This is a genomic window from Nostoc sp. DSM 114167, assembly GCF_052692655.1.
This window is the reverse complement of record NZ_CP195116.1, coordinates 1,305,180-1,319,135: the sequence shown is the minus strand read 5'-3', so window position 1 is coordinate 1,319,135 and position 13,956 is coordinate 1,305,180. Positions and strand designations below refer to the sequence as shown.

The window sequence follows — 13,956 nt, the reverse complement described above, 5'->3', positions numbered from 1 at the left end:
ACCTTTGAGACAACAAGTGTGAAAGCCGTCGATAATACTCCCAATCCTCAAAGACCACAACTCGCACGCGCTATTAGGCGCTTAGAACGGGATGTATTACGCATGGGTGCTTTGGTAGAACAATCATTTCGCCTCAGCCACCAAGCGTTATTTGCTCGTAACTTAACAGCAGCTGAAGAACTTCCCCGATTAGATAAAAAGATCGATCGCTTTTATCGTCAAATCGAATCAGACTGTACGGCGATTATGACGCTACAAGCGCCTACAGCTTCAGATTTGCGCTGTTTAAGTGCCTTTATGCAGTTGGTGCGAGACTTAGAGCGGATTGGCGATTATGCTGAGGATTTAGCTGAAATTGCGATTAAAATTTTTCCTTATGCGCCTCATACGTCTTTACCCGACATTGAAGCTATGTCCCTTCACGCGCAGGCGATGCTGGCAACTAGCTTAAAGGCTTTAGGAGATTTCGATGAAGCCGGTGGACGCCGTTTAAAGCATCTGGATGATACTGTAGACGATGCTTACGATCGCGTTTATCAGACTTTAGCCCAACAACGAGATGTGCCTGGTGTAGTCGAGCCAATTATACTGCTAGCACTGGCAATTCGTTGTTTGGAACGTATGGCAGATCACGCTACGAATATCGGTCAAAGGGTAGCATATATTGTCACCGGTCAACGCTCCTAATTGATATGCTGCAAAGATCCCCGACTTCTACCCTCCAGATGTCTGTAAGAAGTTGGGGATCTAAATCCAGCGATTTAGTATAACCTGAGTTCGGGTTAAAGATAAGGAGGTAAAAGCCACTCCAGTTGAAGGCTAGGTTTCTTAGGTTGATGACAATAAGCGATTAATCCGCAAAGAACGTTAACGCAAAAATTAACGGGGCTTCGGTGTCGAGAATGTTCAATCTGAGAAATATTTTTGAGTTGATCATTAATCGTTTCAATAATTGAGCGTTTACGGGACAAAAGTTTGTCATGAAGACGCATCAGCCTATTCTTCATATTGCGACGGGGTTTAGCGAAAAATTGGATTCCGAACTCTTCCAAAAGCTGAGAAGCAAGTTTTTCAGAAACATAGCCGCGATACCTTCGGTAAGCTTCGCTAACGCCAAATATTTTGCCAAAAAGCTTACACAGTAAATCTGGTACGGGTTTACGGTCATCAATATTACCAGGAGTAAGAGTCACATTTAAGAGTTGACCAAGCTCATTGACAACAATATGAAGCTTAAAACCAAAAAACCAATCCACGGAAGTCTTGCCACGAGCGGCTAAACCTTTAAATACCTTATGCCGAGAAATCCGACGATTATGACATACCTTCAAGCAGGTTGAATCGATAAAGCCGATACCCGTACATTGTCCGAAACAATGCTTCAGATAGACGCATAAAGGTATTAAAGTTGATGGTATCCATTCAATAAATCGTTGATAAGAAGGAAGACCTGGAAACGCAGAACTCCACTGCTGTTTCACCTGATTCAAATAAAAATGTTTGAAATTCCGGTAGTGATTTTGATGAAAAGCGATGATAATTGTCATTATTTCACTTAAACACAAGCTTTTCGCTCTTACACGTTTTATTCATCCATGATTTAACAGTTTTCTGTGCCATTGAGCTTCAAACGCTTTACAGAAATCATCTACATGACAGAACAAAGCATCTAAACTAAACATAGGACAGGTTGCTGGATTTGTTGTTATTTTCAGCTTACTACCTGTCCTTTTCCTTATCCCGAACTCAGGTTAGTATAGCCGTAGCCACATGGGTTAGGACAATGTTGATTGCTAAAAGCCACGATCTAACTGGGTTTCTACTCAGCACGGGCTAAACGCCGAGCTTCGCTAACAGCACTCAGTACTTTGCTATAAGTGCCATTCCACCCTAATATCTTCATAATTTTTGCGCCTACATACTTACTTAGTCTTCAGAAAATACCAAATAATAAAAAATAAGTTAACCGAATATTTTACTAAAAGCTTACCTATTCTTAAACTTACACAATTAAAGTAGCGGATAAACAACTAAAAATTTTGGCTATATCTCACTGATAAATCCCTTAAGTAAAAGTTGTTACCATCAGAAGATTTTGAGTTAGTTCCTAGCTCTGAATTGAGAAGAATAGACTTTCAGTTAAAATAGGCAAATTTTGATACAAATTATTAGAGATTCTTAATCATTGTAAATAGCGAGATTCCCTAATAATTATGTAGTTACGGTTAATGATGTATTCCCCAATTCCTACTTCAAACTCTTCTACCGTGTCAAATGGTTCTGCTTTGGGCGGACAATTACCCCAACAGATATTTACCCGTCGGGAAGTAATTCCACCATACAATGACGTAATTTGGCGAATTGAATATGGTGCAGTTCGTACCTTAACGTGGAGTGAAGATGGCACATTCATCACTCTTGGTTATTGGGGACTAGGGGATCTGATTGGCTATCCTTTGTCTAAAGTGAAACCCTACCAGATTGAATGTCTCACGGGCGTAGAAGTAAGCATTGTGCCACCTCATTTGTGGCATCAAGATATTAATGCTTTGTTGTCTCATATTCAACAAGCAGAGGATCTACTAAGCATTGTGCATCAAAAACCAACTTCGCTACGCTTATGGCAGTTTTTAGTCTGGTTAAGTGAAAAATTTGGACGTGACATAGATAAGGGCAAGCTAATTGATTTAAATATTACCCATCAGGATATTGCTGAAGTTTTAAATACTACGCGAGTAACTGTTACCCGACTCTTACAGCAGTTAGAAGAAGAAGGAACAGTTTTACGTCACAAACGCCGCATTATCTTGCGATTACCTAATCAATTAATTAAAAACTATAGTTCAGCAGCATGTTAAATGAATTGCTTGTAATAATCACAGGGGAAAGGTATAATCGTTGCTGTGATTGTGTGTGAAATCCACAAAAAAGAAGTGTTAAAAGCATTTTCTCATGGCTGGATTATTGTAGGTGTGAGTGAAACAAAAAACATGACAAAACGATTCTGGAATCTTTTTAAGGTTAGTCCACTTGTATTAGCAGCTACATTTTTCGTTGCTAATAGTGCCTTAGCTGCTGAAGTTAACGAACAGGTAACAAATGTTGGCGAGTTATCTGAAACTCAAGAGTCTAACGAAATGAGTCAGGTAACATCAGTTTCTCAGTTTTCGGATGTGCAGCCTACAGATTGGGCATTCCAAGCTTTACAATCTCTAGTTGAGCGCTATGGCTGTATTGCAGGTTATCCTAACAGTACCTATCGTGGAAACCGTGCTTTAACCCGTTATGAATTTGCCGCAGGTTTGAACGCCTGTTTAGATCGGGTTAACGAACTGATTGCTACAGCTACTGCCGATTTGGTCAGCAAACAAGATTTAGCTACTTTACAGCGCTTGCAAGAAGAATATTCTGCGGAACTAGCAACTCTGCGCGGTCGTGTAGATGGATTAGAAGCCCGCACTTCTGAGTTGGAAGCTAATCAGTTCTCCACTACCACCAAGTTGGTTGGAGAAGCAATTTTCGCCGTGTCTGATGTTTTTGGTGACAGTAGAGCAGTTCCTGGTGGTGCTCCTACTCAAGACTTGAATTATAACACCACTTTTAGCGATCGCGTTCGTTTGAACTTACTCAGCAGTTTCACTGGTACAGACCAGTTGCAAATCCGTTTGAATGCTAACAATACCATTTCTAATGTTGGTAGCGTTGTTGGTGGTGTTGCAACCGGTACTGGTACTAACATGACCCGCTTGGCTTTTGATGGAGATACCGGCAATGGTGTTGCGATTGATAAAATCAACTATGCTTTCAACTTTTCTGACGCGGTGCGTGTCAAAGTTGATGCTAGTGGTGGTGAATTATACGAAAACGTAAACACCTTCAACCCTGACTTTACAAGCTCTGCTAGAGGCGCGCTCTCTCGCTATGGACGTTTTAGCCCGATTTACCGTCAAGGTCAAAATTCTGCTGCTTTGACTGTTACTTTAAATCCTAACAAAGCTATCAGTTTGACTGGTGCTTATTTAGCACCTTCAAGTGGTACTGGTAATATCTTTGGTGCTAATAATCCCGGTATTAATAATGGGCTGTTCGATGGTGATAACACCATCTTCGGTCAATTAACTTTCAAACCCAGCAAAGCCTTCAATATTGGTCTAACCTACGCCCGTAGTTACTTCGCTGGCAATGCAGCTAACAGTCTCTTCCAAGGAACAGGTAGCGCTTTTGCCAATAACCCCTTTGGAGTTGGTACTCGCACTGAATCCAATAACTACGGTATAGAAGCTTCCTTGCAACTTGGCTCTACCTTGACTATTAGTGGTTGGGGGGGTTATACAACTGCTGATGCTTTGACTGGTGCAAATGCGGGTACAGACGCAGATGTTTGGTACTGGGCTGGATCGCTTGCTTTGAAAGACTTTGGTGGAGAAGGCAGTGTTTTAGGCGTGATCTTTGGTCAACCACCCAGAGTTACTGGTGGTAGCATCAAAAATGTTGCCGGCAATACTACCTTTGACGACAGTACTTCTTATCACTTAGAGGGTCTTTACAAGTACAAGGTTTCCGATAATATTCAGGTAACACCTGGCTTGTTGGTAATTTTCAATCCAGAGCACAACGACGCTAACGACACTGAATACGTAGGTACTCTACGTACTACTTTCACCTTCTAAAATTACGTGAGTTCGACAGACCTCTCCCGGACAGCCTCCCTCTCCTAAAAGGCGAGGGAGGAGAGTTTTTGCTCCCCTCTCCTACTAGGCTACCGTGTATACACAAGTCCACCCTGAGCAAGTTTCCAGCCTAAAAAGATGGATTCAAATTGCCTCAAACCTCGAACGAGGGTATGCATCCCCGGAGGTCTTTGAGAGAAGTAACCAGACCATCCACCCAGGCGAGCTTTTGGATCAAGTTAGGACTTACGCACTGTACAAAATAACTATCTTATGTATCAACGTAAATACGTTGTTTCAGGCTTTTGTCAATCACCCTTGATTGGGTGCGATCGCTAAAATTTTATTGAAAAATCTAGCTATAAGCCTTGAAAAGTATACTTGTCATTTTGGCTTTTCTGTCAATGCGTAAGTCCTAATCAAGTAGCCCAGGGTAAACAACCCAGGGGATAAGGATTTTGCAGTTTTTCGCTATCACCTTCAACAGAAGATTGAATTACTCCTAAGCATTGTTGCTGCTTTTCACAAAAGGTAAGCGCAGCCGAAAGCTGAGTATTGTCGCGCCCTTCAACCATTTGTAAGGTTCGGACAGCTACGGACAAAGCCAAGATTGTCAGGCGTCGAATAGCGATCGCAGACTCTAACTGAGTAGCTTCTAAATTTAATCCTGCTGTTTTGAGGGTGGCAAAGAGTTGTTCAATCTTCCATCGCCACCCGTACCATTGAATCACTCGCAGTGCCTGTTCTAAGCAAACAACTTCGTGTGTGGTTAGTAACCGCCAATGAATCGGTTCTTGTCCTGCGGGTGGTTGGACTTCCAAAGCTTCAACAGCCAACTTGGGTTACGCTAGTGGGATAGCCAAAAACGCTTAATTTATCTGGGCGTTGAATCTCAACTTGTCCACAACGAACAATAAGCATTGCTTCTCTTGGCATTCGCTTTCGACGTGAGTCTGTAGGTATGTTAATGATATAAGTACCTTCACATGGTTGCTCCCCTTAAGTAATCGAACAGTGATTGAGATCGCCCTAACAATCGACGGTCTTGGCAAGCGCGGATCAGTAAATGATTGTTTTTGTTGGGTACAGTGGCAAATTCCTCAAATAGATCGGATTCGCGATCGCCAATGTGAGTTCCCATCTTTGCCCTACCCGCTTCAAAGCATTTCTGGCTCTCCGATGCCGATGCTAACCATTTGTAGGATTCTTTCTCCTCAATTGGTAAATTTTTATAGCCCCGTTCATATTTATCTGCATGGTCAATATCTCGGCTGCACAATTGTATGGTGCTTAATCCCAAAGTAAATCCACTCTCACCATCCAATACCAGTGTTGGATGAATATAAAACCCTACATCTGTGTTGTTTCCTACTACTCCTAATCCTGCTGGTGACAGCCTACCTAAATGAGACTGCAAGTTGATTTCGCTACTATCACTTATCGCTAATACGTGCTTTTCTGCTACACGAAGCTGGCAATCAACCGCAATCCTACGTACTAGTTCTGATACTGTGATATTTTCATTCTCCAAAAACCGATAATAACCCATCTGTTCTGCCCAATTTCGACTTATTTGCCGGATCTTTATCGATTGGTGTTTTTGTATCGCTTCATATAATGCTGCCCCCTTTTTATCAACCGAGCGTCTCCAAATGCCTTTGCTGGTATCATCGCAGCGTGAATTAAGATTGGATTATCCATGTTTTTGCTTCTCAAAAATCCTCTGCACCTACTTTACATCCGACTTGTGTATACACGGTAGAGGGGGCAGGAAGAAAAGCCCATAAATAAATTTAGGCGCTTGATTTAAGACGCATTATTTCTTGTGCGATGCATCTCGAAATAAATATTTAACATTAAGCAGAAATAAATTTATTTGTTCTGGAACCCTCTATTGCTGGGAAACTACAGCATCTTCTCCCTGCTCCTCTGCCCCTCTTCCCCCTGCTCCTCTGCTCCCCTGCCTCTCTTCCCCAATCCCCTCATCCTCCAGAAGCCTCACTAGTAGAAAGTTGAGATAATTGGGCCAGGGATAGGTCTTCAACCTCTGGTAACTTTTCTAAAGAGAGGGGAGTGGATTGGGTGGCACCAGATAAGCGTTTTAAAAGGCTAGGTCTGGGGTCATGTAACAGATAAATAATGCGATCGCCAATTTCCCAATCTTGGTTCGCTGGCATTACCTGTAAGCGTTCTGCTCGTTCTAGCAATAAGGGTATCAAAAATCCAGTCCGAATCTTTTCTTGGATGCGATCGCATTGAGTCGAGAATTCCAACTCATCTAGCGTAGTTGTCCCCAACTTCACTCGCCCATCGTTCAAATATTCATTCCAAGTTTTAATTGCTAAGTCTGGAATAAAAGCTTGATTAACTTTATTACTAGTCGAGGTACTCGCTTGCGGATCGCGGGGAAAAACAGCTAAGACGCGCGGAGGTTTAAACTCCTCAGCTGCTCTTTGAGCCAAAACAAAATTCACCTCGCCATTACTTGTCATCGCCAAAAAAGTACCTATAGAGGCAAGTCCGGCCTCTTCTAAAACCGCAGCATCTAGCGCACTGCTGGCAATTACCCGGAGATTTTGCGCCTCGGCTTGCACAAGACAATCGGGATCGGTATCAATCATCACCACGTTTTCTCCCCGTTCTTGAAAGAAACGAGCAATCACAAGACTCAAGGGATTACAACCCACAATCACTGCCCCAGTTACGTCCTTAGAGGTGATTTGCAGCCATTTAGCAACCCAGCCAGCTGTTAGCCCCTGGCAGACAACAGTCATGATAATTGTTAGGAAAACTAAAGCTTTGATGGAATCACCGCCGTTAATGCCTCGCTGTGTCAACGAAATCGCAAAAAAAGAAGCTACAGAGGCAGCAACAATTCCTCTCGGAGCAACCCAGCTTAAAAACAGTTTTTGTCGCCAGTTGAGGTCACTGTTCCAGGTACACAAGAGGATATTGATCGGGCGAACGACAAACATTAGTACCAAAACGGTGAATAAACTACCCCAACCCAAAGCAAACACACTGGCAATGGATAGGTCAGCAGCTAATAAGATAAATAGCACCGAGACGCTGAGAATTGTCAGCTGACCCTTAAAGCTGCGTAACAGACGTTCTTCCGGGACTGAGGAGTTAGCAAAGACTGCCCCTGCAACTACTGTTGTCATGACTCCCGATTCACTGCGGATCATCTGCGATAAGGTAAACAAGCTCCAAAGTATCGCTAACACCACTAAGTTTTTTAGCTCAAATGACAGAAAGGTGGCGCGTTTAAAAATCAAACTCATCAGATAACCGCCAGCACCACCAATTGCTGCTCCCACACCCAGGCGCATCAGTAAGCCGACGATCGCATTGAGCGGGTCAGCATCGCCGTTCAAAATCGTATCAAGGACAACGAAGGCGAGGATAGCCCCTACAGGGTCAATTAAAACTCCTTCTCCTTCCAAAAGTGTTGCCACTTGTCGATCTACATTGATTTGTTTGAGCAATGGGCCAACGACGGTTGGGCCTGTCACCACGACTATGGAAGCATAGAGAAAGGCTATGTTCCAGGGAAATTCACCCAGCCAGTGAGCAGCCATACTCCCGCCAAGTAGGGTAATTAGCGTTCCTTGAGTGACGAGCAATTGTAAGCTGACAGAAACTCTACCTAACTCACGCAGATCCAAGTTAAGTCCACCTTCAAACAAAATAATTGCCGTTGCGAGGGCGACTATAACTTCCAGTCCAGTGCCTAGCGAATGGGGATGCAATAGCCCTATACCATCGGAGCCAAACAAAATGCCCAACAGCAATAACAAGACGATGCTGGGTACACGAAGGTATGCAGCCAGCACTTGGGCGCTAATGCCTGCAAAGACGGCGATCGCCATCTGTATGGTGATTTCAAAAGATGCTTCCATATTGTAGATTTTGAGCGATTTATTTCAAAATCTTTTGTAAAAAACCGTAGATATCAACTCTACAGGGTACAACATCATACCCTTTGTTCCTTGCTGTCTTCAGCGTTTTTTAGATATGTGTATACTTCAAAATTCCCAGCGCCCAAGGCTGACGCACCTTGCGGCTGACTACAAAAGCATCTACAGACTTTTTTATGTGTCTCCATATCTTTGTATCTTCTTCAAGCTTTTGCTTCCACCCAGTTTAGCTGCCACAAACTTTTTTTGGCAAAACCTGTTGACAACGGCAAGGAAATTGGTTAACTTATAAAAGGTCTGAGTCCGATGCCCCCATCGTCTAGAGGCCTAGGACACCTCCCTTTCACGGAGGTAACGGGGATTCGAATTCCCCTGGGGGTACTTAAAAACAATAAAAAGCAAAAGCTTTTTTATTTGAAATGTAGCAATAAAAACCATCATTCAGAAATACATCTGAATGATGGTTGGTTGTTGTTATGTATACGGTTCTTTGCTGGCTAGTTCTTCTACACGTTGGTGAATAGCCAGAAGATTTAACCGCAAATCTTTGCTCAGACGATTTTCAATAATTCCCACTGGCATAGTGAGTTTAGGCCAAACTTGAATTGTGTAGGACAGATTTGTTCCGAAAGACTCACCGAAAGCATAAGGCTCTAAGCACCAGCTACCAGAAAAGCCTTTAAAATCTCCCTCTACCATGCGGAAATTAATAGCTTTAGGGAAGCATTCTTCCAAATCTAGAACTACCCGCGCACAAAAGTTGAAATTCAGTAAGCGTTGGGAGCCTATTTGCTCCAGTCGAATTCCACCATCGGGATGCTCGATTAGACAACTCTTAGCAAGGTTGGGGAGGAAGTCTGGTAAGGCTTCATAATTTGTCAGAACCTTCCAGATTTGCTCCACTGGATGGGGAATTTGGACTTTAGCACTGATTTGCCGCTGTCGCTCTGCTATTTTCTCAATTTGAACTTCTACCTGAGCAAGCAAATCTTCTTCTAGGTTGGTGATGTCAGTGGAAGATTGCAAGTCAGGGTTCTCTGTTGTGTTCTGTTTTTTAGTCACTTTGAGAATTATGGTTTGCTTTCGTCAGAAAATTGGGGCAGAGTCAAGGTGAAGCAAATTTCACTCTGTTCAGAATCCGAAATTGGCAGACTTTCAACAGCGATCGCTCCATTCAGATGCTGCACTAAAGACTTGACTAAAGCAAGTCCCAAGCCAGTCCCTGGAGTCCAGCGCCCTTTTCCACGACGGAACTTATCAAAGATGTAGGTCGCTTCTTCTTCAGAGATGGCACGTCCTGTATTCGTCACCTTTATGATAACTCGATCGATTTGCTGCTCGACTCGGTGAGCCGCTTCAAGGCGCACTATTGTATCAGGCTCTGAGTATTTACAGGCATTGGTTAATAATTCTTGCAGGATGCGGTCAAAGCTCTCCAGTTCAGTTTGCAGTTTCAGCGATTCTTCTGGCAAATCTATAGAAATTTTTAATCCTTTTTCGCCAAGTTTTTTCTCGAAAGATGCTGCTATATCCTGAATTCTAGTATTTAAATCTATAGATTCTAATTGCGGGGCTTCGTGAGGCGACTCTAGCTTTTGGAGTGTCAACAAGTCATTAATCAAGTTGATTTCTTTTGAACATTCTTGCTCAAGAATATCTAGATATCTACCCTGACGTTCTGGTGCTATTCCTGGCAACCGCAAGTTTTTGATTGACATCAGCATATTTGTCAAAGGATAGCGTAGGCGATCGCTCATGTTACTCAAAAATTCATCTTTGAGTTCATTAAGTTTCCGCAGCTGTTCGACATACTGCCGGGTTCTTTCATGCAATTTCGCTTGGAGTTCTAGACTACTTTGGAGTTTCGCCGTCCGTTCATCTACCAACATTTGCACTTGGCGCAATGTCTGTGACTGAATTATGGCGTTACTCACTTGAGCGCAAACCATTTCCACAAGATTTAATTCTTCTGGTTGCCAATTGCGAATCACAGCTTGCTGTAGCACCACGAATCCTAAAATTTTACCTTGACTTTCCAATGGCACTAAAAGTACCGCAGGCAATTTCTCTATCGCAAATAATGGAGCAGAGGTCAAGGTATCGTTTTGATCTGTATAGTCATCAAAGATTACTGGTTTTCCAGAATCCATGAAGGCACGTTGGCATAAACCACAGTCTGAAATCAAGAAAGACTCAGCTAAGGTGTCTAGTTTACTAGTGCCAGAATTTTGTGTTTCTCTAGCCCATTGGGCGATTACACTAGCTTTCGCTTTGGGGATTTGTTTTTTAGCTTGAGTCTTAAATAGCGGATCTGTATATTTTAGTAAGATGAGCAAACCCCGATCTGCCTGTAGAGATTCGGCTGTCGAGGCGATAACTAACTGAAGCATTTGATTCAGCTCCAAGTTGCTACGACTCAATATGGTTAATTGTTTGATCAAGCTTTGATGGTGCTTACTTTTTTGCAGGGACTGCTCTTGATGAGTAATTTGTTGAGCTTGTGCCACTCCAGAAAAAGCGATCGCGCAAGCCGACTCCACTTCTTTGAGCAATTGTTTTTCTGATTCACTCCATTCATAAGGTTGGAATTTAATCAGATTAATCACTCCATTATTATTGCCACCAAAGCGAGTGGGAATTGCCAAAACCGCTTTTATCGGTAGTGGTAAATATTGACACCCAATTACCAGACTATTCTGAATGATGGAAATGTCTTCAATAGTCAATGGTTGGGCAGCACATTGTAACACTGGCGAGTGCATAAGCAACTGTTCCATCGAAAACATTTCTTCTGGGTGTGGCAACCCTAGAAACTCATCAGCACACCAATTAGTAGTAGTTGCTTCGTCTGATGTCTCATCTGCCACTGAAACTAAGCAGCAGCAATCTACTTGAAACGCAACTCCTAGCAATTGGGCAATCTCTTGCAGCATCAAAGCCGTAGCAGAGCCATTAGCAATGATTTGGTTAATCTTTTGTACCAATTCGCGGGCAGGTTCTTCCTGATGCTGCATCAGCTTGACTTGGTAAGGTTGTAGTCGATCTATGTCATCTACGTAATGTGGCGGCGATGATAAAGGCTTTTTCATTTTTGGCACGCCCTCGGATAGTAACCCCATTGTTCTTGCACCCAACCTCTTGGCATATTCTTCACCGTTAGTTGTGTTGCTACACCCTGATAATTGACAAATTTTGTGTGAATACTTTCTCTCACCTGTTATAGCCCTTTTCTATATCAGATGGCCAAATTTCCACTACATCAAGCAAATTGCTACATTGGGACATAAGTAATAAAATACTCAAAATATCCTATAAATGCTTAAGTTAGCTTATTTTTAACTGCACTGTCTTGAAATAATTTATTAACTTTATCCTGTCTGTAAGTATACATAAACCGTAATTTCTCTGGAATCACAGCAAAATTCCCCTTTTGAGCGCGTAAAATTACGTAACTTGCTTTATAAAGCTTTATTACATTTATTGAAAAAACTAGTAGGTTTAACAAGCTACTCCTCGATCTCCGTAACTCTCAGTAAAATATCAACAAAAGTAAAGGAAACACGAGGAGGTTGTTCTTGCAGTGTAGGCTTCTCTTGTCTAGGAGAGGCTGCATCAACGAGACGCACTTGTGTTCAGACCCGATCTACATTGATAGCGTAACTATGGTAGCGAGTTCGTAAACGTCTTGTTTCCAACCTATGGCAGAAATTTGGAGTAGAGCCAATACTGCTCGGGTTTTGGATTTTTAACTCGGAATTGGATTTGGGGGAAAAGGTTACTGGGTTTAGGTTAAAGGTTTTTTCTTTCCCCTTTTCCAAAACCCGACAAGTATTGGGAGTAGAGCTTAAATTTAAATAAATTCTTGTTCACTAGGGCTTGCGGCAGTTCTAGCTAAATTGTGAATGCAGCCCAGTTATTAGTAAAAATAACTAGGCTGCATTCGTTTGAATATAAAAAAAAACCACATCTATTTTCAGAAGTATATTTTTTAAAGTAGTAAGAGCATTTTGTACTCCCTGCTGGTAGGGCGAGCTAGATGCCCTCCCTACACCAGGTTTCAAAATAGACGAAGTTTATCCAGCCAAGCTCTCGACACTCAGAGGAACCATATCGCCATTCCTCGTTAGTCCTAACAACATCGGTTCTTGGGGTTGAATTAGTTGACCTGTAAGCACACAGCGTTCTTCTTGTTGAGCTGTGGCAGCTATGCTAGCTCGAATGTCGGATCGCGAAAATCGAGGTTTCCACTCACCTGATTTTTGCTGGACATAATTCCAAAGGATATCTCGGATTAGAGCTTGATATCCCTGATTTCCAGCTATTTCTTTGAGCTTATCTTTGAGCTCCCGCTCTAGACGAATGCTGGTAACTTCCATATCGGTGGTTGGAGTGCGAGCGATCGTATGCATCAGTTTTTCTCCTTGAAGGTATAGACAGGATAGTAATACAAGTGTAGTATGTTTAAAGGAATGTTCAATAGGTGAAATTTTCTGTGAAATCTATTTACCCCATCTCTACTTCAATTTTGTGCCCTACCAATTGCCGAACCAATTGGGAATCAGCTGCTATGGAAGTGGAGTATTTATTTATGGGCGATGGTAGCCAAAATCATAGGCAAATCACAGAAGGTAATGATGATTATAAGTATGTAGCCATTAGTGCACTAATTGCAAAACCACAACTAAATCAAAAAAGCGGGGGGTACAGGCAAACCAATCCTGTACCGATATGAGACCAGAAAATTTTCCGGTCAATTCTAACCCCCGCTTCACCGAAAACTTGAAGCGGGGGTTTTTTTATAAGGAGTTAAGCTGTGACGATATCTTCCATGCGCGGCGCGAACGCAATGCAAGTGTTAGAGCAATCTGTGGTGGTGTTTTCTCAAAATTACTTGCCACTATGTCGGGTCAATATCAAGCGGGCGATTGTGCTGTTAGTAACGAACAAGGCGCAACCGCTGGGTTTTACCACAGAAGGCGGCTGGCAAGTTCACTCACCCAATTTGGTAATTGATGTACCAAAACACATTCGCTTGACAATCACTTCTAATGAGCGGATGTGGAAAATTCCGCCAGTTAATCGGCGGGAAGTGTTGCGGCGAGACCATCACAGTTGCCAATATTGCGGTAGTGGCAAACATCTAACGCTAGATCATGTGATGCCGCGTTCTAAAGGCGGTTCTCACACTTGGGATAACGTAGTCACAGCTTGTGAAAGATGTAACTCCCGTAAAGGCGATCGCACTCTGTTTGAAGCTGGTATGCAACTGCGTACCAAACCAAAAGCGCCAATCCACCCCGCGATTTCTTTTGCTGAACAGTTTTGGATAGATATGCAAGCAAACCTGGAATAACAGGAGAGCATAA

Annotated in this window: 10 protein-coding genes, 1 tRNA gene and 1 pseudogene; 5 read left to right on the top strand and 7 right to left on the bottom strand. The window is 42.6% G+C overall.

Annotation, left to right across the window (positions count from 1 at the left end):
- Positions 1 to 18 precede the first annotated feature (18 nt).
- A complete protein-coding gene (gene phoU, locus NSTC731_RS05575) occupies positions 19 to 687 on the top strand; it encodes a phosphate signaling complex protein PhoU (protein ID WP_445629942.1) in 669 nt (222 codons plus the stop codon).
- A 95-nt stretch (positions 688 to 782) separates the two neighbouring features.
- On the opposite strand, the pseudogene NSTC731_RS05570 reads toward phoU, so the two are convergent.
- Positions 783 to 1,682, bottom strand: a pseudogene (locus NSTC731_RS05570) (IS982 family transposase).
- 546 nt (positions 1,683 to 2,228) lie between these two features.
- Between NSTC731_RS05570 and NSTC731_RS05565 the strand changes: the two are divergent.
- Together NSTC731_RS05565 and NSTC731_RS05560 are read left to right on the top strand one after the other, a co-directional pair.
- Entirely contained in the window at positions 2,229 to 2,858 is a 630-nt protein-coding gene (locus NSTC731_RS05565) for a Crp/Fnr family transcriptional regulator (protein WP_445629941.1), read from the top strand.
- Between the two features lie 132 nt (positions 2,859 to 2,990).
- Positions 2,991 to 4,670 (top strand): iron uptake porin, encoded by a 1,680-nt coding sequence (locus tag NSTC731_RS05560; RefSeq protein WP_445629940.1) that lies wholly within the window; start codon positions 2,991 to 2,993, stop codon positions 4,668 to 4,670.
- Positions 4,671 to 5,089: 419 nt separating this feature from the next.
- On the opposite strand, the gene NSTC731_RS05555 is transcribed toward NSTC731_RS05560, so the two are convergent.
- From NSTC731_RS05555 to NSTC731_RS05545, 3 genes are all read right to left on the bottom strand, one after another.
- On the bottom strand, positions 5,090 to 5,506 hold the full coding sequence (locus NSTC731_RS05555; RefSeq protein ID WP_445629939.1) for a hypothetical protein: 417 nt from the start codon (positions 5,504 to 5,506) through the stop codon (positions 5,090 to 5,092).
- 146 nt (positions 5,507 to 5,652) lie between these two features.
- Positions 5,653 to 6,219, bottom strand: coding sequence for a hypothetical protein (locus NSTC731_RS05550; RefSeq protein ID WP_445629938.1), 567 nt, complete (start codon positions 6,217 to 6,219; stop codon positions 5,653 to 5,655).
- A 433-nt stretch (positions 6,220 to 6,652) separates the two neighbouring features.
- Complete coding sequence (locus NSTC731_RS05545) at positions 6,653 to 8,572, bottom strand: cation:proton antiporter (protein ID WP_445629937.1); 1,920 nt, start codon at positions 8,570 to 8,572, stop codon at positions 6,653 to 6,655.
- A gap of 326 nt (positions 8,573 to 8,898) precedes the next feature.
- Here NSTC731_RS05545 and NSTC731_RS05540 point away from each other — a divergent pair.
- Positions 8,899 to 8,971: transfer RNA gene (locus NSTC731_RS05540), tRNA-Glu, on the top strand.
- 93 nt (positions 8,972 to 9,064) lie between these two features.
- Here NSTC731_RS05540 and NSTC731_RS05535 read toward each other — a convergent pair.
- The 3 genes from NSTC731_RS05535 to NSTC731_RS05525 form a co-directional block, all read right to left on the bottom strand.
- Complete coding sequence (locus NSTC731_RS05535; protein WP_445629936.1) at positions 9,065 to 9,652, bottom strand: SRPBCC family protein; 588 nt, start codon at positions 9,650 to 9,652, stop codon at positions 9,065 to 9,067.
- 8 nt (positions 9,653 to 9,660) lie between these two features.
- Positions 9,661 to 11,679, bottom strand: coding sequence for a GAF domain-containing sensor histidine kinase (locus tag NSTC731_RS05530; RefSeq protein ID WP_445629935.1), 2,019 nt, complete (start codon positions 11,677 to 11,679; stop codon positions 9,661 to 9,663).
- A gap of 984 nt (positions 11,680 to 12,663) precedes the next feature.
- The gene (locus NSTC731_RS05525; RefSeq protein WP_094347436.1) at positions 12,664 to 12,999 is read right to left on the bottom strand and encodes a hypothetical protein; all 336 of its coding nucleotides are present in this window, start codon (positions 12,997 to 12,999) and stop codon (positions 12,664 to 12,666) included.
- A gap of 437 nt (positions 13,000 to 13,436) precedes the next feature.
- Between NSTC731_RS05525 and NSTC731_RS05520 the strand changes: the two genes are divergently transcribed.
- A complete protein-coding gene (locus NSTC731_RS05520) occupies positions 13,437 to 13,943 on the top strand; it encodes an HNH endonuclease (protein ID WP_445632024.1) in 507 nt (168 codons plus the stop codon).
- Positions 13,944 to 13,956 lie beyond the last annotated feature (13 nt).

Excerpts from the sequence above, each read along its gene's own strand:
- NSTC731_RS05565 (WP_445629941.1), top strand. The coding sequence starts at position 2,229 with ATGATGTATTCCCCAATTCCTACTTCAAACTCTTCTACCGTGTCAAAT.
- NSTC731_RS05560 (WP_445629940.1), top strand. The coding sequence starts at position 2,991 with ATGACAAAACGATTCTGGAATCTTTTTAAGGTTAGTCCACTTGTATTA.
- NSTC731_RS05550 (WP_445629938.1), bottom strand. The coding sequence starts at position 6,219 with ATGGGTTATTATCGGTTTTTGGAGAATGAAAATATCACAGTATCAGAA.
- NSTC731_RS05545 (WP_445629937.1), bottom strand. The coding sequence starts at position 8,572 with ATGGAAGCATCTTTTGAAATCACCATACAGATGGCGATCGCCGTCTTT.
- NSTC731_RS05530 (WP_445629935.1), bottom strand. The coding sequence starts at position 11,679 with ATGAAAAAGCCTTTATCATCGCCGCCACATTACGTAGATGACATAGAT.
- NSTC731_RS05525 (WP_094347436.1), bottom strand. The coding sequence starts at position 12,999 with ATGCATACGATCGCTCGCACTCCAACCACCGATATGGAAGTTACCAGC.
- NSTC731_RS05520 (WP_445632024.1), top strand. The coding sequence starts at position 13,437 with ATGCAAGTGTTAGAGCAATCTGTGGTGGTGTTTTCTCAAAATTACTTG.